At 68.3% G+C, this 22,730-nt stretch carries 22 protein-coding genes, 5 pseudogenes and 1 CRISPR repeat array (1 of these 28 running past the window's edge); of the genes and pseudogenes, 3 read left to right on the top strand and 24 right to left on the bottom strand.

The window, feature by feature from the left end; translation table 11 throughout:
• Positions 1 to 490: direct repeats of the CRISPR family, unit length 29 nt; unit sequence CTGCTCCCCGCGCCCGCGGGGATGTTCCC; it reaches 1,613 nt to the left of the window's first position.
• A gap of 51 nt (positions 491 to 541) precedes the next feature.
• A pseudogene (locus tag ACZ4N4_RS17350) lies at positions 542 to 745 on the bottom strand (transposase); the annotation flags it as partial.
• Between the two features lie 677 nt (positions 746 to 1,422).
• Between ACZ4N4_RS17350 and ACZ4N4_RS17345 the strand changes: the two are divergent.
• Positions 1,423 to 1,686: pseudogene (locus ACZ4N4_RS17345) on the top strand (DUF5655 domain-containing protein); the annotation flags it as partial.
• 258 nt (positions 1,687 to 1,944) lie between these two features.
• On the opposite strand, the gene ACZ4N4_RS17340 reads toward ACZ4N4_RS17345, so the two are convergent.
• Both ACZ4N4_RS17340 and ACZ4N4_RS17335 read right to left on the bottom strand, forming a co-directional pair.
• Entirely contained in the window at positions 1,945 to 2,250 is a 306-nt protein-coding gene (locus ACZ4N4_RS17340; RefSeq protein WP_467589323.1) for a hypothetical protein, read from the bottom strand.
• A gap of 46 nt (positions 2,251 to 2,296) precedes the next feature.
• Complete coding sequence (locus ACZ4N4_RS17335) at positions 2,297 to 2,605, bottom strand: hypothetical protein (RefSeq protein ID WP_467589320.1); 309 nt, start codon at positions 2,603 to 2,605, stop codon at positions 2,297 to 2,299.
• Positions 2,606 to 2,750: 145 nt separating this feature from the next.
• Between ACZ4N4_RS17335 and ACZ4N4_RS17330 the strand changes: the two genes are divergently transcribed.
• Positions 2,751 to 3,119 (top strand): transposase family protein, encoded by a 369-nt coding sequence (locus tag ACZ4N4_RS17330; protein ID WP_467589318.1) that lies wholly within the window; start codon positions 2,751 to 2,753, stop codon positions 3,117 to 3,119.
• A 2-nt stretch (positions 3,120 to 3,121) separates the two neighbouring features.
• Here the strand turns inward: ACZ4N4_RS17330 and ACZ4N4_RS17325 are convergent, their stop codons facing one another.
• The 5 genes from ACZ4N4_RS17325 to ACZ4N4_RS17305 form a co-directional block, all read right to left on the bottom strand.
• Positions 3,122 to 3,835, bottom strand: coding sequence for a hypothetical protein (locus tag ACZ4N4_RS17325; protein WP_467589315.1), 714 nt, complete (start codon positions 3,833 to 3,835; stop codon positions 3,122 to 3,124).
• A 45-nt stretch (positions 3,836 to 3,880) separates the two neighbouring features.
• The gene (locus ACZ4N4_RS17320; protein ID WP_467589312.1) at positions 3,881 to 4,582 is read right to left on the bottom strand and encodes a hypothetical protein; all 702 of its coding nucleotides are present in this window, start codon (positions 4,580 to 4,582) and stop codon (positions 3,881 to 3,883) included.
• Between the two features lie 270 nt (positions 4,583 to 4,852).
• Positions 4,853 to 6,001 carry a tyrosine-type recombinase/integrase gene (locus ACZ4N4_RS17315; RefSeq protein WP_467589309.1) on the bottom strand — a complete coding sequence of 383 codons (1,149 nt, stop codon included), beginning with the start codon at positions 5,999 to 6,001 and terminating at the stop codon, positions 4,853 to 4,855.
• 18 nt (positions 6,002 to 6,019) lie between these two features.
• Positions 6,020 to 7,285, bottom strand: coding sequence for a hypothetical protein (locus ACZ4N4_RS17310; RefSeq protein WP_467589307.1), 1,266 nt, complete (start codon positions 7,283 to 7,285; stop codon positions 6,020 to 6,022).
• A 68-nt stretch (positions 7,286 to 7,353) separates the two neighbouring features.
• On the bottom strand, positions 7,354 to 8,193 hold the full coding sequence (locus ACZ4N4_RS17305) for a tyrosine-type recombinase/integrase (RefSeq protein ID WP_467589305.1): 840 nt from the start codon (positions 8,191 to 8,193) through the stop codon (positions 7,354 to 7,356).
• Positions 8,194 to 8,635: 442 nt separating this feature from the next.
• Here ACZ4N4_RS17305 and ACZ4N4_RS17300 point away from each other — a divergent pair.
• A pseudogene (locus tag ACZ4N4_RS17300) lies at positions 8,636 to 9,279 on the top strand (DUF5655 domain-containing protein); the annotation flags it as partial.
• 178 nt (positions 9,280 to 9,457) lie between these two features.
• On the opposite strand, the gene ACZ4N4_RS17295 reads toward ACZ4N4_RS17300, so the two are convergent.
• The 16 genes and pseudogenes from ACZ4N4_RS17295 to ACZ4N4_RS17220 all read right to left on the bottom strand — a co-directional run bounded on the left by ACZ4N4_RS17295 (position 9,458) and on the right by ACZ4N4_RS17220 (position 22,711).
• Positions 9,458 to 9,865, bottom strand: a complete 408-nt coding sequence (locus ACZ4N4_RS17295) for an SPDY domain-containing protein (RefSeq protein WP_467589302.1) — start codon at positions 9,863 to 9,865, stop codon at positions 9,458 to 9,460.
• Between the two features lie 59 nt (positions 9,866 to 9,924).
• Positions 9,925 to 10,164, bottom strand: a pseudogene (locus ACZ4N4_RS17290) (DUF317 domain-containing protein); the annotation flags it as partial.
• A 147-nt stretch (positions 10,165 to 10,311) separates the two neighbouring features.
• On the bottom strand, positions 10,312 to 11,124 hold the full coding sequence (locus tag ACZ4N4_RS17285) for a hypothetical protein (protein WP_467589300.1): 813 nt from the start codon (positions 11,122 to 11,124) through the stop codon (positions 10,312 to 10,314).
• 357 nt (positions 11,125 to 11,481) lie between these two features.
• Positions 11,482 to 12,250 (bottom strand): annotated as a pseudogene (locus ACZ4N4_RS17280) (DUF317 domain-containing protein); the annotation flags it as partial.
• A 65-nt stretch (positions 12,251 to 12,315) separates the two neighbouring features.
• Positions 12,316 to 13,443, bottom strand: coding sequence for a DnaB-like helicase N-terminal domain-containing protein (locus ACZ4N4_RS17275; protein ID WP_467589297.1), 1,128 nt, complete (start codon positions 13,441 to 13,443; stop codon positions 12,316 to 12,318).
• On the bottom strand, positions 13,443 to 14,714 hold the full coding sequence (locus tag ACZ4N4_RS17270) for a DNA cytosine methyltransferase (protein WP_467589294.1): 1,272 nt from the start codon (positions 14,712 to 14,714) through the stop codon (positions 13,443 to 13,445). Before ACZ4N4_RS17270 ends, ACZ4N4_RS17275 begins: the two co-directional genes overlap by 1 nt.
• Positions 14,711 to 15,634, bottom strand: coding sequence for an adenine nucleotide alpha hydrolase family protein (locus ACZ4N4_RS17265; protein WP_467590598.1), 924 nt, complete (start codon positions 15,632 to 15,634; stop codon positions 14,711 to 14,713). Before ACZ4N4_RS17265 ends, ACZ4N4_RS17270 begins: the two co-directional genes overlap by 4 nt.
• Positions 15,635 to 16,179: 545 nt before the next feature.
• A complete protein-coding gene (locus ACZ4N4_RS17260; protein ID WP_467589292.1) occupies positions 16,180 to 16,929 on the bottom strand; it encodes a hypothetical protein in 750 nt (249 codons plus the stop codon).
• The gene (locus ACZ4N4_RS17255; RefSeq protein ID WP_467589289.1) at positions 16,926 to 17,558 is read right to left on the bottom strand and encodes a hypothetical protein; all 633 of its coding nucleotides are present in this window, start codon (positions 17,556 to 17,558) and stop codon (positions 16,926 to 16,928) included. The genes ACZ4N4_RS17260 and ACZ4N4_RS17255 overlap by 4 nt, the downstream gene beginning before the upstream one ends.
• Positions 17,555 to 18,013: an XF1762 family protein gene (locus ACZ4N4_RS17250; protein WP_467589286.1), complete on the bottom strand. Its 459-nt coding sequence runs from the start codon at positions 18,011 to 18,013 to the stop codon at positions 17,555 to 17,557. Before ACZ4N4_RS17250 ends, ACZ4N4_RS17255 begins: the two co-directional genes overlap by 4 nt.
• A complete protein-coding gene (locus ACZ4N4_RS17245; protein ID WP_467589284.1) occupies positions 18,010 to 19,800 on the bottom strand; it encodes a type IV secretory system conjugative DNA transfer family protein in 1,791 nt (596 codons plus the stop codon). Before ACZ4N4_RS17245 ends, ACZ4N4_RS17250 begins: the two co-directional genes overlap by 4 nt.
• A gap of 3 nt (positions 19,801 to 19,803) precedes the next feature.
• The gene (locus ACZ4N4_RS17240) at positions 19,804 to 20,352 is read right to left on the bottom strand and encodes a hypothetical protein (protein ID WP_467589281.1); all 549 of its coding nucleotides are present in this window, start codon (positions 20,350 to 20,352) and stop codon (positions 19,804 to 19,806) included.
• 77 nt (positions 20,353 to 20,429) lie between these two features.
• Complete coding sequence (locus ACZ4N4_RS17235; protein WP_467589278.1) at positions 20,430 to 21,248, bottom strand: SPDY domain-containing protein; 819 nt, start codon at positions 21,246 to 21,248, stop codon at positions 20,430 to 20,432.
• On the bottom strand, positions 21,239 to 21,502 hold the full coding sequence (locus ACZ4N4_RS17230) for a hypothetical protein (protein ID WP_467589276.1): 264 nt from the start codon (positions 21,500 to 21,502) through the stop codon (positions 21,239 to 21,241). The genes ACZ4N4_RS17235 and ACZ4N4_RS17230 overlap by 10 nt, the downstream gene beginning before the upstream one ends.
• 28 nt (positions 21,503 to 21,530) lie before the next feature.
• Entirely contained in the window at positions 21,531 to 22,331 is an 801-nt protein-coding gene (locus ACZ4N4_RS17225) for an SPDY domain-containing protein (protein WP_467589274.1), read from the bottom strand.
• Positions 22,328 to 22,711 (bottom strand): hypothetical protein, encoded by a 384-nt coding sequence (locus ACZ4N4_RS17220; RefSeq protein WP_467589271.1) that lies wholly within the window; start codon positions 22,709 to 22,711, stop codon positions 22,328 to 22,330. The genes ACZ4N4_RS17225 and ACZ4N4_RS17220 overlap by 4 nt, the downstream gene beginning before the upstream one ends.
• Positions 22,712 to 22,730 lie beyond the last annotated feature (19 nt).

Below are 22,730 nucleotides of genomic sequence, written 5' to 3'. Positions count from 1 at the left end.
CCAGTGCGCCGTGCGCGCCGGAGACGGGCTCACCCTGCTCCCCGCGCCCGCGGGGATGTTCCCACCATGGCGGCGATGCCCTGCTTGATCGCCGACTGCTCCCCGCGCCCGCGGGGATGTTCCCCACGCCTGCGAGCACTGCCGGCCCGACACAGCCTGCTCCCCGCGCCCGCGGGGATGTTCCCCGGTGCGCGATCGGGGTGGGCGCGTGCTCGAACTGCTCCCCGCGCCCGCGGGGATGTTCCCAGCACAGACAGAAGCAGGCACAGGCCGGACATCTGCTCCCCGCGCCCGCGAGGATGTTCCCTCGCCTGCATCTACTGCCGCATGTCAGAAGACCTGCTCCCCGCGCCCGCGGGGATGTTCCCAAGGACCAGTGGAAGAAGCAGCCCAAGACGATCTGCTCCCCGCGCCCGCGGGGATGTTCCCTTCACGTCCGGGTCGTCCGTCGTCCACAGAGACTGCTCCCCGCGCCCGCGGGGATGGGTCACGTCCGTCGAGGTGGCGTATCAACGGCCACTCAGTGATCTCGTTTTTGAGGCTATGTGGTGAGTCCTGTCGGGAGGACGGTCTCGTCGGTTTCTGACTCGATCGGGTGGGGGCGGGTCTTGGCGAGGAGACCGAGTCCCATGTAGCGGCGGGCTTCGGTCCACTCGTCGTTCTGCTCGGCCAGGACCGCGCCGGCCAGGCGGATCAGGGCGGTGCGGTCGGGGAAGATGCCGACCACGTCGGTGCGGCGGCGGATCCCTAGGACAGGGGCAAGGAGTCATACCGGCCCCGGAGGCCACGAGCCCGAACCGGGCTCTACCAAGAAGGTAATGGGCAGTGCTCCTCCGCGTGCCGCCGAGGTCGATCGCCTGCCTGTGCGGTGCTCCCTGCGGGACAGGTTGCGAGGTGTGCACGACTGGGGTGTGAGCCTGAGGAGCCTTCGCGAGTGGCATCCTGGACGACGATGTCAGCGGCTTCCGGGAACAGCCGTGTGGCCCGCTCGGTCGTCTGAAGGGTGCTGACCTGACCCTTTACTGGTACAACTTGATCGTCGCTTGCGAGGCGGTGTGCCGTCGTCGGCATTGGGGATCTGAGACCTGTCAGGGCCGGTCGGCACAGCGCGGCGAGGTGTCGTGTGCATGTGACGTGGACTGTCGAAGGCCGCGGCAGGTGAGGGAGCGGGTGCTTAGAAGGCGCCTGCTCTATCCACTGAGCTACGGGGGCTGACCTGGGTAAACGCAGCCTCTCGGCGCTGTCCCCCGGGACGCGGGGGACGCATGGGGGAATCGCTGATTCCCGGTGAGCGGGGGACATGGGCGCTCTCCGGCCGGGCTGTACGTACCTTCTCACATCACCTTCACGTCTCCGGGGCTTCTCGTGGAAACAATCCCGCACCTTCTTGGCGTTGGTGATCTTCGAGCCGAGGAGGGGAAGGTGTCGGGCCTGAAGCTGTTCCGCACGGACGCGACGAATGGCGGCGTGACCGAGGTCATGCCGCGTCTGGCCGAGGTCGAGGCCGATGTGCAGGGTCTCGTCGAGGCGCACATGGAGACGCTGCTGGGTGTCCGTTTCCTGGCGAGCGAGTACGGCACCGGGCCGGTGCACGGGGGCCGGATCGATTCGCTCGGGCTGGACGAGAACGGCTCGCCGGCCGTCGTGGAGTACAAGCGCGGCACGGATGCCGGCGTCTTCTCTGAACTATCGGGCGGTTCCCGCCGAATGAGCTGCCGAGCTCAGCTATGCCGGTAAGCACGGGCCTGACGACCCTCAGTGCATCTTCCCGATCTTCAATGCTCGCGCCCGCTCTCCGGTGTTCTCTGGGCGGATTCGCTCGGCCAGGCACTGCCGGTGGGATATGAGGGTGTGGCTTCCTGGACCGTCGTTGCTCCGTGAGTCCAGGACGAGGGCGTCTCCACCTGGGCTCAACGTGATCCGTTCACCACAGAAGTCGCAGCTCTAGGCCAGCGACTCCAGGTCGGCAGGTCGGATGCTGAGCCGCACTGATACCGGTGGATGCCAGCGGTGGATTTGCTCGATCACTGCATCGATCTGCGAACCGATGGGTGGAAAGAGCGCGAGTAGTTCGTCATGGCTGCTCGTGGTCCGGGAGAACTGCTGGATCATGTCGATAGAGGCCGACAGACCGGCGTTCTCGTAACCGACGATCTCAACGACCACACCCCATGGGTGATGGCTGAGGACCGTGGCCTGAACCTTCTGGCCAGGCATGAGCGCCAGATTCTCCGTCTCGAACCTTTCCATGAACCGCTTCCCAATCCTTAGCCCAGCAGGCCGCGCCTGGTAGCGCTCATGCGCGCGTGTCGTCGACGTCGGAGCCGATAACCGCGCTCAGGGCCCGCAAGGCGTCATCGTATTGGTGACGGTCGAACTGGAACGGACCGAATGCCACATAGTCGCGGGTCTCGCGGTGCGGTTGCTCGAAGGCGTCCCAGGTCACGAGGTCGGTTGTCGCGGTGATGCGGGCCATGAGAGGCCAACATCCCCACTCGAGAACAGGTGTCTTCGGCCCCATCGCGTTGGTGGACCGTCCGAGGAAGTGGTCCTGCATCGGGCCGAACCGGAAGAACTCCGGGATCAGACCGTCACCCAGGGGCATTGCGCGATTGGGATTGGTCCGGTTCGCCGGTCTCGTGAGTGACGTGGCGTCATGTCCTTTGTGTGGCAAGGGACACCGGAGAGCAGAGCAGGCACGGTGCTGGTGATCATGTGGTTGTCGAGACCCATGAGAACCGAGCGAGACCGTGCCTGCCCGGACATCATCGCCCATCCCTTCCGCACTGGAGCAACTGGGCTCCCCGACTGATCCCCTCACCTCAAGTGATGTCGCTGACCTGCGGCGTTTCCTGATCCTGGTCGCCGATCCCCGCGATGCGCGAGGACTGCGGTATCCGGCCCTCGCGTTGTTGTGCGCAGCCGTCTCGGCGGTGCTGACCGGGGCTCGCTCGCTCATCGCGATCAGCGAGTGGATCACGGATGCCCCGCAGCATGTGCTGGGCGTCCTCGGCTTCGCAGGACGGAGGCTCACCCCGGCCTGCGGAGAGGTTGACCGAAGATTCGCCGTGAGGGAGATTCGCACCCGGCGAATGTCTTATTATTGTTCGGCTGCATAGCGTTAGCCGCCAAATACGGAACTAACGGCTTCGCGCCCCGTCTGGATAAGTAGCGAAAGGCCACCTGTCATTTCCGACGCGGAAGTGAGCGCGAGCATGACGCGATCAGTGACGCGTCGAAGAACTCCTTGATCTGCGGGAGTGTCAGAAGCTGCGGCTTCAAGTTCACGTGCGCCGTCCAGAAGCTCCACCTCCTCCACAACGGGGAGGTTTAGGACGGGCGCCATCTGTCTGATTAGCGTCGCCAACTCCAGAAGACGCCCAACTTGGGCTTCGTTGTATCCGAAATTGTTTGTTTGTTGTACAGTTCCATGACTCCCCCCGATGACGCTCCCCTTCGGGTTATGCACATTGTATGTGGTGGTGGAAGCGCCGCCTTGCGTCGGGTTAATGAACCTAGAGACCGGCATGCCCATCTCGGCACAGTCAACCCCTTTTGCCGTTAGGCGTGGATACAAGAGGTTGTCTTCATCTAGATCCTCATCATAGACATCTCGTGGATACCTACGCTCAACGAGTCCTTGATTCCAAAGATAGCCCTGTGCCTCATCCACCTCTGCGGCAGTGATCAACACTCCCTCGTAGCTCGGCGGGGGCTGAGTTTCGAGGAACCAGCCCAGTCCGGACGGTAATGTGCTTTGGTCCTGGTACAGCCAGCGGATGATCGCGGTTCGGATGTAGTCTTTGCGACGAATGAGTGCGCGTTCAGAATTCATCTAGACCCCCAGCAGAGTTACAGCGGGACATCTACCCATTTAGCGTTAGCCACCAAATACGGCATTGACAGCTTCGTGCCCCTGCTGGATGAGTAGCGAAAGGCCGCCCGTCACCTCCGATGCGGAAGTGAGCGCGAGCATGACGCGATCAGTGATGCGTCGAAGGGCTCCCTGATCTGGAGCTGTACCAGAAGCTGCGGCTTCAAGTTCGCGTACGCCGCCAAGAAGCTCCACCTCCTCCATAGGGGGAAGGTTTAGTACGGGCGCCATTTGCCTGATCAGAGTAGCCAACTCCAGAAGATGTCCAACTTGGGCTGCATCAAATCCAAAGTTGTTCGTTTGCTGTACGGTTCCATGGCTCCCCCCAATTACGCTCCCCTTCGGGTTATGCACGTGGTATGTGTGGGTGGCCGCACCACCTTGCGCCCGGTTGTTGAACTCAGAGACCAGCAGGCCCATCTCGATGCAATCGATCCCCCTTGCGGTCAGACGCGGCATGCGGAGGAGATCTGGGTCGTCGTCCTCGTCGGGGGTGAATGTGGGCTCGACGAGACCTTGACCCCACAGATAGTGCTCCGCCTCACGTACCTCTTGGCGGGTGATCCGCACTCCGTCGCAACTTGGCGTGGGCTGAATTCGGAGAAAGTCTTCCACCCAAGAGGGCGTTTCCGTGCACTGGTGTAGCCAGCGGATGATTGCGGTCCTGATGTGGTCTTTGCGACGAATGGACGCGAGTGCGGAATCCACCCTTTGGACCTCCGGTACAGACTCAACGGGGGGTCGATTGTACTGACGCTCCAGCACCGTTGGTGGCTCAACCGCCCAACATCTCTGTGACAAGCGAGGTGAGCGCATGCCCGGCCCTGTACCGAACCGCGAGGCCGACCTCGCCCGCCCGCGCGAACGCAAGGGCAGCGATGTCCAATCGGTGACGCGCGGCGTCACTCGCCCGACGAAGATCCCGAACGCGGCACGAGCGGGCCGCCGTCGCCCCGGTGCCGGCAGTCGAACCGGATCTCATTGCTGGTCATCCAGGGATTGTCTCAGCAAAGCCGTTCCCTCCTCCCGCATAGATTGAGCTGCGGCTATGCCTGGCATGCCAAGGTTGATCGACGTGCCGCCGGAAGCTCGTCGGTCCATTTGAGCAAGCTTGTCTTCGGCGCCAGCCAGGCTGACCTGAAGCCCCTCCACCTCGCCGAGCCATCCTTCGCGTTCGGCCTCGGCGATCCGGGCGAGAAGGTTGTCGCGGATCTCGACGAGCCGGTCACGTTGGGCGAGATCGGGCCAGAGCATCGGGCAGCGGACGCAGGCGTGTTCGTGGATGCAGGGGGTGCCGAAGGCGCGGCCGCAGGCGCCGATGGAGACTTTGCGGCGCTCGAAGTGGCCGAGGAACTCCTGCCATTCATCATCGGTGGGGACGCGGTATTCCTCGCTCGGGCGGAGGGATCGGCGACGGGCGAGGAAGGCCATGTGCGCCCGGATTGCTTCTTCCGGATAGACAGCCTTGTAACCGAGGGTGACGTTGATGTCCTGGTGGCCTGCGATGACCTGGGCGATGTGCGGTGGCAGTCCGTTGAGGATGGCGTCGGTGATGAACAGGCGGCGGAAGTCGTGCGGTGTGTAGCGCAGTGGGTCGCCGATGGTATCGGTCAGGCCCGTGGCGATGAGGGCCTGGTCCAGCATGGTGCGGACGGTCTCGTCGGTGAATGCGCGGTCCTCGCCGGAGATGCGTCGTTGAAACAGCAACGGGGCTGGCGCCTGCCACTCGCATTCGCGGCGGTCGTAGGAACGGACCAGGGGAACGGCCCCGGAGCTGCCTCGGGCTCGGCAGATGATCGCGCTCAGGACGTCGGCGAGCTCAGGGCTGACCAGCAGCAGCCGCTCGGTGTCCGTCTTCGACGGGACGATCTGAAGGAGGGGGACGAGTTCACCGGTGGTGGGCAGCCGGTATTGGACCAGACTGTGGTGGCTGAGTTCGAGCAGTTCCTCGATGCGGATGCCGGTGGCCCGCAGGACCTCGACCACAGCCCAGGTCCAGAAGGCCCGCTCGTCCTCGAGCCCCAGATCGCGGCGTTTGCCGGTGTCCGGGTCCTCGGCCCAGATTCGGCCGGCCGTTCCGTGCGGAACCACGGCGCGTACGAGTTGCTGACCGGCCGCAGCGAACACCTCGCCGGGGCTGGTGTGTCAGGCGACTTCCAATACCGCGGCAGCGTCCCTGCGACGCTGGTCGACCGAACGGACAAGAATCGGCAGCACCGGCAGGCGCTCACGGGTGCGGGCGTCCATCCTCGCCTTGCGTCGGCGTTGTAGTTTGCGGTGCTCCAACTCGTCAGCCCTCACTGGGCTCGGCGCCACCCACGGGCCCCAGCGGCCGGGCTCTTCCAGGGCCCACTGAGCGATATCGAGGTAGAAGGCCCGCACCTGGGTGAGCGTGTCCCGGTGATTGAGCCTCTCGACCTTGGTGTTTGTGCGGCGGCCGTCGGGACCGGTGACGGTCTTGTCCTTGGTGCGAATCCTCTGCTTCCACTGCCTGATGACGTCCGGGGCGAGGCGGAGGCTGTCGGCATCGGGATGATGTCTCTCGATGTTCTGCCAGAAACACTTGCCGAGGTGGTAGGAGAGGGACCTCAGACTGTTGTAGTCCAGCGCGGACTGGCGTTCCCGCAGATAGTCCACCAGCAGGTCACGGACGGGACGGCAGGTCAGTCCGTAGCGGTCGATCAGCTCCTCCGGGGTCCGCTGTCCCAGGTTACGGACCTCGCGCAGGTTCTGCGGGGCGCCCTCCCCGAGGGCCCCGAACTGGTGCAGCAGGCGGTAAAACACCTCGGTCCCCACCATCGCCCGCTTGAGCACCACGGCTTGGATCTCAAGGAGTTCCAGAACGTCGCCGACGGTGATGTCCGCCAGCCTGCCGCCCTTCGCCGCGAGGATGAGGGCGCTGCGGCAGAGCGTCGTGCTGACAGCACCCGGCCGAACGCCCTGGGCTCGAGCGCCCAGCTCGCGCAGGCGCTCAAATCCGCGCGGATCACGGCTGTGTGCCATGGCGCGGACCAGCACTCCTTGGCGGCTGGCTCCGGCAGCCAGCCAGTCCACCGACGGCCGCAGCAGCTCAGCGCTGATCACCGTCGTCAGGGCCCGGCCCACCACCGGCATGCGCCAGGCGGCCTTCAGACCGCGCTCGTGCAGCCACTGCTTGATCACCGGCCGCCAGGCGGAGCCGGCCTGCTCGATGCCGCTGGCCTGCCACCGTTCCTGCCAGGTCTGCCCGGGCTGGTCTCCCAGCCAGTCCAGCACCATGACGATGCCGTGTTTGTGGTGCAGTTCGCTGCCGGCGTTCTTCAGGGTGTAGGGCGGACGGGACAGCAATCGGGCCGCCTCGGCGCGCGAGCGCTCGGTGCCCGGCCAACTGTCAGGAACGGTCCGGGCTGGAAAGCGCTGCTGGGCGGCCATTGCGCGGTTGCGCCCAGGTGAAACTCCGAGAGCCAGTGCGCGGTCGGCGTCCGCCGACAAGATGTTGCTCATCGAGCACCGGCTCCGAACAGCACATCGAGACTCTCCGGCCGGTAGTCGGCTGCGGAAGGCGGTGCGATGCGGGCGGCTGCCTGCCGCGTCTGTTCGGCGTGGTGGGCCAGCAGCCGTCGGATCACGACTTCCTTGCGGGGCGTGAGGTAGAGCTGTGTCGTGGTCAACTGGGCGTGACCGAGGACGAATTGGACATCCGTGAGAGGCAGACTGGGATCCTCGGCCATGCGGTAGGCGGCGGTGTGCCGCAGCGCGTGCAGCGTCGCGGACGTCCCCGCCTTGGCGTTTGCCCGCTCGAACATGCGGTGAACCGCGTGGTAGGTCAGCGGCGTCGACGGCGAGCGCAGGGTCCACCACAGCGGAAGGCGTCGCCCGCGCGGCATCGCGTCGTCCATCTCCAGCTGATAGAGCCGTAGCCAGACGAACGCGTCGGTCGAGGCGGGGAGTTCCTGGACTTCGCGGGTGCCCTTGCGGACCACCGAGATCAGCTGGCGTCCCGGATCGACGCCGGCCTGCCATGTGCTGAGCAGTTCGCTGGCTCGGGCGCCGGTGGAGATGTAGAAGGCGACCAGGGCGCGGTCCCGGTGCGACGGGAGCCGGGCGAAGATCTCGTTGAACTCCTCATCAGGGACACTGCGGGGCACCCTCTTGGGCACTGTTGGCCGGTAGAGCCCGGTGCGTTCGTTGCGGAGCGGGTCCATCGGGTTGCGGTGAGCGTGAGCCCGTCGGCCGCGACGTGACCGGTCCAGCGGGAACGGGTTGAGGACCGGCCCAGTACCGATGTCGCGGTGGAAGTCGTAGAAGGTCCGCAGCACCGTCTCGCTGTGCGCTCGCACCGACGGTGCGTACGGCTTCCCGCCCGCGGTCCACCGACCCGCTTCACTCGGGCGCCGCCAGTGCGGACGCCTCGGCTGGCCGGCGATCTGAAGCCAGCGGGAAAAGTCCCTCGCCTCGATCCGGCGCGCCCGGTCCCACGACACCTCGACAGCCCACAAGAAGCGGAACCAGCGCAGCAGATCCATCCCGTAGGAGCGGGCCGTCGCCGCCGAACGACCGGCCCCTGCAGATCCCGCAGGAAGGCACCAGCTCCCTCGACCGGTTGTCCGGCTGGGTCGATGAGCCGGTAGGGATCCCACGGATCATCCCTGGCCACCAGCTCACCGATCAGTGGGACGGACAGGGCTGCCAGGTCTCTCGATGCCTCCATGGCCGACTCAACGACGTCTCCGCCACAAGGTCACTGACCTGCGGAAATTCCGCCCGTAGTTCAGTCAACAGGTCATCAACCAGGGCCTGTTCTACCTGGCGTGGCTGATGGACCACCGTGCCGAGTTCGAGCTCCTGGTCCGCGACCGGCTCGGGGTGACGGCCGCGTCCCAGGTGCTGTGGAGCGGCCCGCGCCTGATCTGTATCGCCGGCGACTTCACCCGCTACGACGTGCATGCCGTGCGGGAGCACCGGCGGTCGGTCGACCTGGTCCGCTACCGGCTCTTCGGCAGCGAGCTGCTCGGGCTTGAGACCGTGGCCTCCGTGAGCGGTGGCATGCCGGTGGTCCGCCGGGCACGGCGCCAGTCGGTTGCCAGGGCGGCGGCCGGCGTGGAGGGCGCGGCGATGGCGGAGTTGGCGGGTGCGGTTGATGAGGTTCTGCTCGGGCTCGGGGACGGCGTGAACCGTGTCGAGCGCAAGCAGTACCGGGCGTACAGCGGCTGCGGAACTTCGCCTGCCTGTGTCCGCCGCAGCGGAGCAAGCTGCTGGTCTACCTGAAGGTCGACCCGAAGGACGTCGACTTGGTTCCGGGGTTCACCCGGGATGTGTCGGGTCTCGGTCACCACGGGACGGGTGATCTTGAGGTGCAGCTCCGTACGGTGCGGGACGTGGAGCGGGCGCAGGAGTTGTTCCGGGCGAGCTACGCGGCGGCGTGATCGGCTGCCGCTGCCTGTCTCCTGGCGGGCTGTGCTTCGTGCTGTGTCTGCGGTCGTGGGCGGGGGCCCTTCGACGTGCGGGCAGGGCGTGGCGGTGGACTGTCTATGGTGCGCGGGATCGCCGGTTTGGCCTACCGGCGATCCCGCGCTATGTTGCCCCGCCCTCGTGCGTCGGTGGTCAGCGTGACCGGCTGGCCGCTGCACCGGCCGTGACGGGCGCAGTGGCCGGCGGGCTGGTGGTGAGGCTGGTCTTTCGTGCGCGGCCTGCGGGCTGGGCTTGGCGGGTGCCGGTTTCGTGGGCGAGGGTTTCGGAGAGGTCGGCCAGCAGTGTGCTGGGGGTGTACGGGGATGCCGTTACGGTCCAGGTGGGGTGGTCGGTGCTGGGGCCGGACCAGATGGTCCAGGTGGTGAGGTTGCTGTTCGGCTGGTGGGCGGCGAATGCGTCGAACCGGATGCCGGCGTCCTGGGAGGGGTTCGTCCACCGGATCCAGCGTCCGTCGACGGTGTGCTCCCAGCGTGCGTCGGTGGGGGGGTGGCGGCGGTGACGGTCTTCTCGGTGACGGGGCTTCCGATGGCGGTGTCCCATGCGTCGCCTGTGGCGAGGTGGTGGAGCAGGGTCTCCAGTACGGGGGCGGGGGTGGTGCCGGTTGCGGTGAGGTGCCACATCCGGTCGGAGACGGGCGTCTCGTAGGCGGCGACGGTCCAGGCGGCCTCGCGGGGGTCTGCTTCGTGGACGCGTTCGATGCGCAGGGTCTGGGACTCGTGGATGGCGTGTGTCGTGTCGTCGGACCAGGTCCGTTCCCTGTCAAGTTCTGCGTGTTGAGCTGCTGTTGGACTGCACCGCTGGCCCGTGGCTTTGGTAGCGGTTCGTGGCCCACTTGGCAATCAGGGCTGGACCCACCGGTGTTGACGGCAACGTGATGTGAGGGTTTTGGCCCCACCGTCCTTGTTGCGGTCGGAGTATCGATGTGATCTACGGCGGGAGGCGGCGACCCAGCTCGTGCTCGATGCATGCCGCCTTGGTGTTGCGCGTCAGCGGTGGTCGACGTAGGCGACGAGTCCGCCGACGGTCAGACCCACCGCGCATCCGCTGCGGAAGTACTCGTGGCGCATGTCCGGGGTGTACTGCGCGTCGGTCATCCCGTCCGGTGCGCGGACGCCCAGTGTCACGCCGCACAGGCACACGACGTATCCGTGACGCAGGGCGGCGGCCTCCCACTCGGGGTCGTGCGGGACCCAGGTCCGGGAGTAGATGTCCCCGTCGGGCGTCCGCAGTTCCAGCCTGGAGTAGGTGTGTCCGAAGTTCTGCCACGGTCCTGGCTGGTCATCGGGTATCTCGTGCAGCTCCCATCCGGGGACCGAGCGCAGGTCGGCGTAGCCGGGCGGCCTTCGTTTCATGCCGAAATAGACCTCGTCGGGGTCGCGTCGCGGTGGTTCACGCATGCGCAGCTTGTCGAATATGGTGTGCCGCTTGTTGCCGAGGCAGACGCCGTCATCGTCGGATCTTGGCGGGTCGGGCAGGCGTACGTCGGAGAATTCGGGCGGTAGGCGCTGCATGCCGAACAGGATGGCGCCTTCGATCTGCGGTTCCTTGGGTACCTCGTCGATTGAGGCTGCCTGCGGCACGGCGTACTGGATTCCGTAGCCGTTCAACCTCAGGCTACGCCTGAACTCGAAGAGGGCAGCGGGCATGTGACGTGTCTGCGCGTGATCGAGGGTGACTGTGCCTTCCGCGGTCTCCAGACCCATGAGGATGCCCCCGAGCAGCAGCGCGGGGTCGTCGCAGAACAGGATCTCCCCGAGGTCGTCGACCTCTTCGTACTGGCCGTACTGACGCCTGCTCATCTCCTTCAGCCCTCCGGTTGGTTGCCGTTCCGCGTCCGCGAGGCGGACGGCTGGATGTGGAACCATCCTATTGAAGGATCGTTGAACAATCCATGATGTAGTTCCGCTTCGTCTCCTTCGTGTAGTTCCGGAAAGGGCTGCTGCGTGTGTACAGGCTGAGGAGCTCGTCGCCGCGGTAGTCCGGTGCCAGCAGAATCGGATCACGGGGTCGGATCCTGGCAGACTCTTCGCGCTCCGCCAGGTCTGGCCACCCCGCGAGCACGGGTATGCGAGGGGACGCGATCGGCGCCCTCTGTGGGGCCCAGAACACACGCCACTTGCCCATCACGCCACCCTGTCAGATCGGCTTCAACACGCCGATTCAATAGGGAAGGTCCGCCATTTCTGCCATTCTGCCGTGGGAGTCGACGAACGCGTCCAGGAATGCGTCGTGGTCTCCGGGATCGGCCAGGTAGACGGGGACTGTCTCCGGTTCCGGGTGGGAAGGTTGGGCTTTGGCCGTGGTGACGTCGAAGACGGAGCGCGCTGCGATGGCGGCGCGTTCGGTGTCGGTCAGGGGCGCCGGGCCGGGGAGCATCGCGGCTGCGTGGACCTTCTCGAAGGCGAGCAGTGCCTCTGCTGGTGAGTCGAAGGTGTCGGCGATCTGGCGCAGGTGGTCTTCGCCGTGGAGGTAGACGGGCTTGCCGCTCCGGTGAAGGTATGTGCCGACGGCGACGGTGGTGTGGCCGTCGTGGGCGTGGGCGTGGATGAGGAGGTGGCCGTGGCGGATGTCGTCGTGGATCTGTTGCGCCTGGTTGGAGACCTCGCGGATCTCGCTGCGGGTGTACCACGGCATCGGGTAGTTGGCCCAGGTCCATTCCTCGTTCATGGCCTCCTGGAGCCGAGGGGTGATCTCCACGGTGATGCCTTCGGCGCGCAAGCGCTCGGCTGCGTCCTTGGCCCAGTGGGGCTCCTTGTGATCGATGCGGGCCAGGACCAGGACGTTGGTCGCGGCGACGCTCCACTCGGCAGCCTCTAAGGCCATGAGGGCGACGTGAGCCTGGCTGCCGGTCAGGACGGCCTGCACGGCGCTCGGGTGAGTGGGGTGGGTATCGAGGCGGACGTGGGCGTCGATGGCGGGAGTCAGGTGGGGGTCTCGTCTGTTCTGCTGGTGGCCGGGCCTTTGGGTCCGGCCACCAGCGTTTGCGGGGGCTATCGGGCTGCTCGCACGGGGCGGGTGGCGTGCGCGGCCGTGGTGGTTGGTGGGCCGGCGCGGGTGGTGGGCGCCGGTCGCCGAGGTGGAGGCGGGCAGCAGGGGGGTGTGGTGGCGTGCTGCCAGCGGGTGCGGACGGCGCCGATGTCGGCGAGGGCGCGTCGGGCGCCGACGACGAGCTGGAAGGGGGTGTTCGCCGGGTCGCCGGCGAACGCCGTGATGCGCTGGCCGGTGTGCTCGGCGGTGGTCAGGAGGGAACGCTGCAGGGCACGCTCGCCCCAGTGCTCTACGGATCCCGCCGGTTCGGCCAGCATCCGCAGCACCTCACCAGGATCGCTTACGTCGTCGAGCAGGCCGCGCTGCTGCGCTTTCCACAGGACGGTGACGGGGTCGACGGGCTCCTGGCGGCGGGCCAGGGCGTTCAGGCACTGCCACAGGCCGGCGTGCAGCGGCACGACGAGGTCGCCGGGGAGCAGCCACGGGACGGCGTCGATGCCGGCCGGGTAGGCGGTGGCGGTTGCGAGGAGCAGCCGCTCCTCCTCGATGGCCTCCATGTAGTCGGGTGCTGCGGGTGGCGGCGGAGCCGCGGTGCGGGGCAGGATGCCTGCGCGTGGCGGGAAGCGGGCTGCGATGTCGTCCACGACCGTCGCGAGCGCGTCGGCCTCGGTGAGCACCGTCTGGACGGGGTGGGGGAGGGAGGCGTCGTGGACGGTGTGCACGAGGCGTTCCGCGGCTGCCTCAAGGCGGCGGCGGGCATGTTCGGCCTCGACCATCCGCGCGTACGCCGGGGCGTGGCGGGGCCAGGGGCATAGCTGGACGAGCGCGTGCAGGTCGGAGGCGGTCAGCCCGCGTGCCTGCTGGCGTGCCGTGGTGAGCACGAGGTCGAGCCACGTGGCGTTCTTCGCGTGCTCGTCCGGGTCGGGCGGCGGCAGGGCGCTGATCGCGGCGAACAGAGCCGTGTGCGCTGCGGTGGAGAACGAGTCGGCGGTGATGCCGGTCAGGTCACCGAGGCGGTGGGGATCGAGGAGGAGGGCTCCGAGGAGGGCCTGCTCGACGTGGAACACCGGCTGCGGCGGCGTGCTGGCGTAGAGGTCGTGGTCTGCGTCGGGTTCGGGGGTGTGGGGCATCAGGCGGCGAGAGTGAAGTCGTCGGGGTCGAGGCGGACGCCGAGGTGGGGGGCGAGGAGATGGCCGGCGAGCAGCGGCGGGACGGCGTTGCCGATCTGCGAGAACTGCTGGCCCTTGTTCCCGGCCCAGGGATAGTCGGCCGGGAAGGTCTGCAGGAGGCCGGCCTCTTGGGCAGTGATCCGGATCGGCTCGGGAACGGCAGGCACATCGGCTTCTGAGGCCGGCGGTGAGGCGGGTTCGGCGACCCAGGTGCACTCGTTGGCCCGGTGCCCGAAGAACAGCGTCCCCGCCGGCTCGGACAGCGGACGGACGGTGGCGTTGGCCTGGCTGTTGTTGCGCAGGGACCATGACCAGCGGTGGGCCTCGGCGGTGAACATCGGCGCCGGAGTGTCGGCGGCACGGTTCTCCTGTGTGCTGTGCTTGGCCTCCCGGCTGGCGCCTTCACGACGGGACTGCAGGACCATCCCGTGCGGCCGGGGTGTCCAAGTGCCGCGCTCCCGGGCGTCGGTCAGCGTCTTGCGGGAGCCTGAAGGGAACGGCTCAGGTCCGCCGCCGGGTCCGCCGCCGGCGCACACGGTGGGGACGGGCCGGTCGGTCGCCCCCCACCCCAGGGCCTGGGCCATGCTGACCCAGCGGGTTCGGCCCGGCCCGAACAGCGATTCTGGCTCGGCGAGTTGGGCGTGCGTGGGCGTGGGCGGCTGCGCTGTGCGGACCCGGGAGGCCAGGAGGATGGCCCGCTTCCTGGTCTGCGGGACGCCGAAGTCGGCGGCGTTGAGGATCCCGTACCAGACTGAGAACCCCCACCCGCGCAGCACGGCCGCGTACTGCTTCCACAGGGGCAGGACGTCCGGGACCTCCTCCATGGCGACCCAGTCGGGCTCACCGACCGCGTTCAGGGCGTGCAGGTAGCGCATCGGTTCGGCGGCGAGAAGGGAGCGCTCGTCACGGCACGCGGCGAGGAGGCGCTCGCGGGTGTCGCGTCCGGCGGCCAGGTCCTTGACCGCCGTGTGTACCAGCGGCTGGTCGAGCAGGCCCAGGCGTTTGCCGGCCATGCTCCACGCTTGGCACGGCGGCGAGGCGATCACACCGTGGGTGCGGCCGGCGAACGGCCAGGTCGGATACCGGGCCACGTCGGTCCGGACCGTCAACTGCCCCGCCGCTGAGCGGGTCTTGCACGCCCACGGGTCCCATTCCAGCCCGACGTCGCGCGCGCCCAGGACGTGCAGGGCTCTGCTCCAGCCGCCCGGCCCCGCGAAGAGGTCGAGTATCACGTGGCCAGCCCGAAGCCGTCCTGCGCCAGTGCGTCGGCGTCACCGCGGCAGGCCCAGGGCGAGCAGCCGTCCTCGACACCGTTCTCCAGGACGTCGGCCTCGTCCATGCTGATCTGCTGGGCGGCTCGCTCGGCCGCGGTGACGTGGTCGATCGGTGCCTGGCTCAGCGGGACGCGGGAGCGGTGGAGGAACGCCTCGCCGAGGAGTCGGCTGCCCGACGCGTTGGCACGGGCATTGCCCTGCCGGATGGCTGTGTCGAATTCGACGACGTCCGCCCACTCGGACGGAGAGGTGTCCCTGATATGCCGCCACTGGGCATTTCCGTGGAACGGACACCCCAGGCAACTCGATTTCGGGGTATCGGCTAGCCCGAGTGAGGTCAGGTAACGCATACAGTCTGCTCTGCTCCAGGACATGTCCAGAAGCGGGTGCCGGTTGCGCATGTACTTGACGTCAGCGTCCTTGGCCCGATGGAATTCATCGGTCGAGATTCCCACCCACTGTTCGACGAACACCCCCTTCGGGATGCGTGTGGGATAGGGGTAGCCGAGCAGTTCGCGGACCTTCTGCTTGATCGGCTTCACCTTGTATTCCCCGGTACACTGGCGTCGGGTCATTCCAGGCCGCCCGTCCTGATTGAGAATGTGGAGCGGCATGGAGGCGAACCGGTGATCCGGATCAAGGGCGTCTTGGCGGATATTTCCGGTCGACACGCGGAGTACGGGTATTCCCGCTGGCGCGGCTATCTCTTTTTCCAGTCGGTCAAGGTGTGCATAGACAGCTTGGGGTTCCCATCCGGTGTCGGCGAAAATGACGTAGTCGACTCGGGGGAGAATGCCCTCGGCTGACAGAGCGAGAAGCGTGCTGGATTGAACTCCGGCGCCAAGGGAGAGGGCGCGGAATCGGGGCTGATCGGAAATGGTCTGTCCTGGGAGTAGGGAAACGAGGGCGCTCTCACCGCCGGTCGCGGGTGATGCCGGCGGCGACGTAGTGGCATCCGGTCGCGCTCAGGTCGAGCTGGTGGGTGGCGTCGGCGAGGTGTTCGGTCATCTTCGGGATGGCCGCGGCGTGGCGAGCGGTGTGCGTGGAGGCGTCGTCCGCGGGATAGCCGGGGAATGGAGCACCGTCGTAGGGGTTGGCGAGCAGCGCGCTGGCGAGGTCGTTGCCGGCCAGGGAGGAGGCGACTGCGACCGAGGCCAGGCACTCCAGGCTGGAGCGGCTCCCGGCGACGCTGGTGTAGGCGCTGGATTCGAGCGTGCCCAGGTGGACGAGGACGGTGGCTGTCAGGTCCTGGGCCTTGAGCAGGAGCGGGCTGATCTGGCGCAGTCGTCGGTGCCGGGGGTGTAGGAGAGGTCCCGTACGCGAGTGTGCAGGGCCTCGAAGTCGCGTGCCAGAGCGCGCAGTTGTTGTACCGGGTCTGCCAAGTTGAGCAGAGGCATGGAGTGGTGTGACTCCGGAGGATCGGTCAGCGGGTCCGGGCGGCTGACTCCGCGGGGGCGGGCGCGGGTGTCGTGCCGGGGGGACTTGCGCTGTGCGGGCTGCTGATGGCGGCGGCCAGGGCGATGGTGCCGGCCGCGGTGAGACGTACTCGGTCTTGGAGCGGTCCACCCATGTAGGCGGAGGGCGCGGACTTCGGCACGCGTTCCGCGAGGCCGCTCGTCTCCAGCGACCGCAAGGTGCCGATGAGCACGCGCTCGCTGCGGTAGCGGACGTACTGCCGGCCCAGGGAACTGGTGGCCACGACGTTCCCGCAGCCGATCTCCCACAAGGCGGTGCGGTGCGTGGAGGTCAGCCGGTGGCGCGGAGCGTTGCCGGTACTCCCGCGTCGGTGTCGTATCTCGTGGGCGAGGGTGTCGGCGCACTCCATGGCGGCCTCGGGTGCCAGGGCGGTCAGCGTGCGGGCCGTGTGGGGCCCGTGGTCCGCGGATGCGCTGCTTAGGAAGGCGAGCTGCTGGAGCCGGACCACTGCGTCCGACAGCTCGTGACTGTGGAAGAGACGTTCGTCGGCGACCGCTTTGATCGCGGCGCGGGTCGCGGCGGCGAGTTGCTCTGCGGAACCGGCGTGGGCGTCGAGCTCCGACGATGGACCGGCCCGCAGGAGCCGGTCGAGCATGTCGTTGTGCTGCACGTACTGGTCAGCGAGCAGCAGCAGCCGCTCGATGGGCGTCGGCGGGGTGGCTACGTCGAACAGGAGGCCCTCGGACGGTGTCGTCATACGCGGCGCCGGGTGGCGGGGACAGGTGACGTGGCGAGGGCCTGCTGCGGGCTGTGCCGGCGGGCGTCGGATATGAGCTGACGGTCCTCGGCGCGCTCCGAGAACGAGGCGAGGCGGCGGGAGAGATGTCGGGCCACGGCGCGATAGGTGGTGGTCGCGCGCTGCATCTCGTCACCTGCGCGGCGGAGTTGGTCACGGCTGGTCGCGGGGGTGGAGTCGGCGTCCTCGGACAGCAGGATCGCGGTGCGGTGGTGGATGGCGAGGTTGCACAGCGTGGCGGCCAAGGAGATTTGAGCGCAGGCACCGGCCAGGTGCGCCAGGTTGTCTGCGCCGCCCTTCATCGCGGGGTACTGGCTGACCGACAGGTCGTGGAGCTGGCGTGTGCACTGCATCGCCAGCTCGTGCACCTGCAGGCTCAGGGGCGTGATCTCTCGGACGGGCTTGGCGATCTCGCCCTCTCGGATCCGTGTTGCCTGCGCGGACAACTCCTGCAGGGCGGGGGCCACTTCGCCGAGAAGGCGGGTGTGTTCGGTCAGGTCGGCGGTGTGCAGGACAACTCCGGTGGCGGGGGCAGTACGGGAAGTTGGACGATGGTCGGCCGGTTGCCGTGCCGGAGCGGGCTCGGTCACGGGGCTTCCCACAGCAGGCGGGTGACGTGGTCGTTGCCGTGGTCGGTTCGTGGGCGGGAGGGGGTGTGCCATCCGGCCCGGGGCGGGCGGCTGGCGATGATGCGCCACCCGGCGCCGCGCAGTGATGCACCGCTCTCGCCGTCCTGCGTGTAGCTGACCAGGCGCCGGTAGCCGAGGGCCTTCGCCGCGCGCCACGATGCGCCATAGAGCAGGGAGTTGGCGTTGCGGGTGCCGTCGCTGGCGGTCCGGGTGACTTCGAGGGTGGCGCCGTCGTCGAGGTGGCGGGCCACGGGCCGGCCGACGATCGCGACGGCGCGCAGGACGCCGGCCTTATCGGCGGCGCCGACGGCGAAGATTTGTCCTGCGGGCGGCGGGTGGTGGCGGTGCCAGGTCCGCACGAACTCCTTCGCCTGCCGGGAGCGGACCGGCACCAGGTGCAGCGGGGTGTCGCTCACACGGCCTTCTGGAAGTCGGACTGCGTTGGCGTGTGCTTGGCGACGGCGCGGGCGGTGATCGCCTGCGAGGCGCGGGCGGACGCCGCGGACAGTTCCTCCGCGCCGGGCTCGCGGTACCACGGCCGAAGATCGAGCATGGCCGCGCGCATGCCGGTGGCGAAGCAGAGCGCAGTGCCCTTGGGCAGGGCGCGGATCGCGTCGGCGGGCAGGATCCGCTCCTGCCGCATCGAGACCGAAGTGCTCTTGCCGGACTCCGAGTGCGAGGTCGACGTCGTCTCCACGTCGTGGTCACCGATCAAGCGGGACAGCTTGTCGGCGAAGTCCGGGTCGTCGATCCCGGAGCCGATGACCTTGACGGTCGAGGCGGACCACATGGCGTCCATGCCCGCGTCCCCCCACACCTTCTGGCCCTGACGGTAGGACTGGAGGATGGTGATCGGGATGATCCCGCGGGAGCCGAGGTGGGAGTACAGGTCGGGGAGGTCGTTGATTTTGCAAACGTTGGCGGCCTCGTCGAGGATCGCCAGCATGGGCGGATCGAGGCGCCCGCCGGCGCGTTCGGCTTGCGCAGTCGCGGCCCGCATCACCGAGTCCGCGCACGCGGCGATCAGTGCCGAGGCGCCGCCTCCGCCGTCCTTGCTGAGTAGGAACAGCGTGTCGGTGGAGGTGACGAACTGCTCCGGCCTGAATTCCGGGACGTCCTTGTGCGGCGTCACCCACGCGGCGATTTCCGTGTTCAGGAGCGCGGAGGCGTACTGCCGGGCGGTCTCGTAGATGCCGTCCCGGGTCTCGGGCGGCCCCTCTACCGTGCCCTTGAGCTGCGCGGCGACGGCGGTGATCTTGTGGTCGCGCAGGATGTCGAGGGGCGTGCGGTCGGCGGGGAAGGCGAGCCACTGCATGATGTCGGTGATGGGGCGCTCGTCGAGCGCTGCGGCCAGCAGCAGTTGGGACAGGATGTTGCTGCCGGCCTTCGACCAGAAGTCGCCCTGCTGGGACGCATCGACACTTGCGGTCAGAAAGTGTCCGGCCAACCGGTTCGCCCCGTCCAGGGTTCTCGCGCCGGCCAACGGGTTCCACCACATCGAGCGTTCGGCGTGCGCGATCTGCTGCGGGTCCATGGTCCACACCATCCCCGCCCGGGCCCTTGCCTCGTAGGCGGTGGTGAAGGCGTCTCCGGCGGCCTTGTTCGACGTCAGCAGGACCGGGCCGGGTGCGCCGAGCATGGAGGGGATGGCGAGCGAGGTGGTCTTCCCGGACCGGGGCGCCATGATTGCGACGGCGACGTCCTCGAACCCCATCCGCACTTCGTGGCGGCTGCCCTGCAGGTTGCCGAGAAGGATGCCGGTGTCCCTCGCGTCGATGTGCTTGGCGTCCTTCAGACTCGGGCGCAGGGAGCGGGCTTTGTCGGTGATCGCCTTGGCCATCAGCGGCTCGATGTCACGGGGCTTGGCCATGCCGGTGATCTTCTTCCGGCCGCTGCCTCGGTTCTTGCGCCGCGCCCACAGGACGCCCGCCCCCGCTCCGAGGGCGAGGAACAGGAGAACGGGGACGATGCGGGCCCCGATCAGCAGGGACGTTTCCCCTGCGGTGGGCCAGACCTGCTCGGGGTGGAGCAGGGCGCTGGTCGGCTGGTAGGGGGCCCAGCTGGTGCCGGTGAGATAGGCGGTGATGTTCCCGGACAGCCAGGCCAGGTGAGCGAGGGGGACGACGACGGCGAGGACGCCGATCAGGAGGCGCAGGACGAGGTCGTATCCGTCGGTGTTGCTGCTGGAGGAGGAGGGGGGCAAGAGCTAGATGCTTCCGGTCGCGGGAGTCGGGGGCATGGTCACTTCCGGGCCAGGGCTCGCCGGACGGGTGCGAGGACCGATGCGGGGGACCAGAGGAGAAGGGGCCCTGCGGGCCGCGGTGTTGATCTCCCGGAGCGCTGTGCCGTGGGTGGCCCAGTCGTCGAAGTAGCTCCACGATTCGGCGTGGTGTTCGGCGAGGGCGTCGTCGAAGTCCGGTGTGCCGGGCTTGGCGGTGGCAGGGAGGGCGTCGCGGGTGAGGAGCCATTGCTGGTGCAGTTCGTCGAGCCGGTCCAGGGCGTTGCCCAGGACGCCCAGCTGGTAGACCCAGCGGCTCTGGACCGTCTTCTCCGGTAGTTGGGTCAGCTGTGTCTCGGCGGTGGCCAGCAGGTGCCGGGCGCCGTAGCGGAGGGGCTCGAACGCTTCGGCGGTGTCCGCGTCGCGCTGGCTCGCGCGCAGGCCGTAGGCGTGCTCGTCGTAGGGCCAGCCGTCGAGGTCGGTGTGCTCGTCGGAGTAGGTGTCCCAGGCGTCGAGGATCTTCTTGCTGTCCCGCACGTAGTGGTCGAGGTAGCGCAGGAAGTCGCGGTGCGCGTGGTGGTCGAAGAGGGGGATGGGCAGGGTGTCCTTCCAGGTCAGCGGCGCGCCGGCGTCCGGGTGGCGTCGGGGGCAGGGGGCGTGGCGGACCGGCTGTGCTGGCGCCGGACAGCGCGCGCCCGGACCCGGATCGCGTCGAGCCGGGCGGTGTGGGCCTCGACCACCTGCTTGGGGGTGAGCGGGCTGGGCTCCTGGACGACGCTGTAGTGGGCGGTGCGATCGTGCATGCCGCGCTGCAGGGGGCTGAGGTCGGCGAGCGCGGTGACGAAGGCGTTGACGAGCGGCCGGGGTGTGCGGGCGGCGAACCGTGCCTGCCACAGGCGGGGACCGAAGCGGCCACGGTCGGGATCGCGCACCTCGATGTGCCAGGACACCTCGGAGTCGTCGCGTTCTTCGGCTCGCCGTTCAACGCGACACGTTCCGTCCGGCGAACTGGCCGCGCCCTGGGCGTCGATGAGCCAGCCCGCGGCGTCGAGCACGTCCAACGGGGTGGAGTCTGCCGGGGGCGTGGAGGTGACGAGGGCGTCGGTGAGGCCGCAGATGATCTCAGCGGGGGCGAGTTCGCCGAAGTAGGCGTACCAGCCGTCTTCGTTGTCCGTGCGTTCCGCCCACAGCCGCCACCAGGCGAACATGCCGGCTCCCGGATCGAAGCCGAGGCTGTAGCGGCGGTCGGGGCTGGTGAGCACCATCTCGGGGCTGAGCCGGTCGGAGGTGCGCTGCCATCCGGCGACGGCCAGCGCGTGCGAGATGTGCCGTGCGTCGCCGGGACCGGCGAGATGGCGGGGGCTGGTGTCGAAGGGGATCTGCCAGGCGTGCTTGTCGGCGAAGGCGGCGAGCTGTCGTTCGCTCAGGGGCACGGGCAGGACTCCTGCTCGCTCGCCGGCGATCTGCCGTACAGGTCGCGGAGATCGTCCAGCACGTCGTGGAGAGTGTGCTGGTCGGCCAGTTCCCACGCGGCCGTGCGCAGTTCGGTGATCAGAACGTCGCCGTGCGTCGTGCGCGGTGTGTCCGGGTTCTCCTGTACGGCGCGGGCGAGGGCTTCTGCAGGATCGGGGTTTTCTCGCAGGAATTCGGTCAGGGCGCGGATCGTGTCCGGGGTGAGTGCAGGCATCGGACTCCTCGGGGCGGGACAGTCGCGGTCAGCGGCCGGTGCGTGCGCCACCGGCCGGGGCGTTGGGGCGGGCGGTGCTCGGCCTGGCGCTGTCGGCGCTGTTGCGGGACCAGGTGGCGGCGCGGGCCGCCGTGATACGGGCCTGCTGCCAGGCACTGAGCTTGGCGGGCTTCACGGACACGGACCAGGTACGGATCTGCTCGCTCATCGGCACGCGTCCGCGCGGGCGCATCACGGGGTCACGGCTGGCGAGTTCGCTGGAGAAGGCTTGCACCAGGTGCATCGGGGTGTTCGGCGTGAAGGTGGCCGTCCAGCTGTTGCCCTGCGTGTCCTGCGCTCCGGACCACCACGTCGCCGCACCGTCGGGGCTCTGCCGGTACTGCATCCACGCGGTGCCGTCGGGGCTCGTCGCCGTGTAGTGCTGGCCCTCGAACCACGTGTGCCAGTCCTGCTCCAGCAGCGGGGCCCAGATGTTGGGGGCGTGGGCGGAACGGGGACGGGTGAGGGCGTCGGTCATGCCCGCGAGGATCTCCACCGGGGTCTGACTGCCCAGCTGGGCGGACCACTGACCGTCCGCCCTGTCAGCCCGGCCGTGGATGGTCCATCCGCCGGGAAGGCTGTAGGGGTCGTAGGCGACACAGACGGTGCGGTCTGGGCTCTCCACGGACAGGGGGCCGCCTGTCTTGGACTTGTCGCGCCAGCCGGAGGCACGCAGGAACTCCGAGAGGTGCCGGACATCGCCGCCACCGGCCAGGGCACGGGGCTGGACGAGGTAGTGCTGCTCGGCCTGCTCGCCGGGTCCCCAGCCGTGCCACTGCTTCTTCTTCACCGGTGGCGCCGTACGACGAGCGGTGCGGGTGCCGGAGGCTTCGCCGCCGTAGTAGCGGGCTGAGCGCCGGCGCGCTGGAGGGTGTCTGTGTGTTCGTCCAGATCGAGGGTGATGTCGCCGAGTTCGTTGGAGGCACGGCCCAGGGCGAGCCACACCTCCGCGGGGAGCGCGCCGCGCTCTGCCTGGTCCTTGGCGAACACGCTGCCGACGGCGACGAGATGGGTGACGCCGCCGAGGACTCCGTTGTCCGGGTCGAGCACGCGGGCGATGACCTGCGCGGCCTGGGGCGGGGGAAGCTGTGATAGGTGGTCGGCGAGCTGGCCGAGCTGGCGGGCGATGGCGTCGGCCAGTTGCACCGGGTAGGGGGTGGGGTGGGTCATACTCCTCCGGGTCGGTGGG

This window comes from Streptomyces sp. NPDC026538, from assembly GCF_055567535.1.
The sequence above is the reverse complement of the archived record's forward strand: the minus strand, read 5'-3'. Positions and strand labels throughout refer to the sequence as shown.

What these genes read in the sequence shown, in the direction of transcription:
- ACZ4N4_RS17325 (WP_467589315.1), bottom strand. Translation starts at nt 3,835, where the DNA reads ATGAATTCTGAACGCGCACTCATTCGTCGCAAAGACTACATCCGAACC.
- ACZ4N4_RS17285 (WP_467589300.1), bottom strand. Translation starts at nt 11,124, where the DNA reads ATGAGCAGGCGTCAGTACGGCCAGTACGAAGAGGTCGACGACCTCGGG.
- ACZ4N4_RS17335 (WP_467589320.1), bottom strand. Translation starts at nt 2,605, where the DNA reads ATGCCCCTGGGTGACGGTCTGATCCCGGAGTTCTTCCGGTTCGGCCCG.
- ACZ4N4_RS17295 (WP_467589302.1), bottom strand. Translation starts at nt 9,865, where the DNA reads ATGGGACACCGCCATCGGAAGCCCCGTCACCGAGAAGACCGTCACCGC.
- ACZ4N4_RS17340 (WP_467589323.1), bottom strand. Translation starts at nt 2,250, where the DNA reads ATGGAAAGGTTCGAGACGGAGAATCTGGCGCTCATGCCTGGCCAGAAG.
- ACZ4N4_RS17310 (WP_467589307.1), bottom strand. Translation starts at nt 7,285, where the DNA reads ATGGCCGCCCAGCAGCGCTTTCCAGCCCGGACCGTTCCTGACAGTTGG.
- ACZ4N4_RS17275 (WP_467589297.1), bottom strand. Translation starts at nt 13,443, where the DNA reads ATGCCCCACACCCCCGAACCCGACGCAGACCACGACCTCTACGCCAGC.
- ACZ4N4_RS17230 (WP_467589276.1), bottom strand. Translation starts at nt 21,502, where the DNA reads ATGCCTGCACTCACCCCGGACACGATCCGCGCCCTGACCGAATTCCTG.
- ACZ4N4_RS17260 (WP_467589292.1), bottom strand. Translation starts at nt 16,929, where the DNA reads ATGACGACACCGTCCGAGGGCCTCCTGTTCGACGTAGCCACCCCGCCG.
- ACZ4N4_RS17220 (WP_467589271.1), bottom strand. Translation starts at nt 22,711, where the DNA reads ATGACCCACCCCACCCCCTACCCGGTGCAACTGGCCGACGCCATCGCC.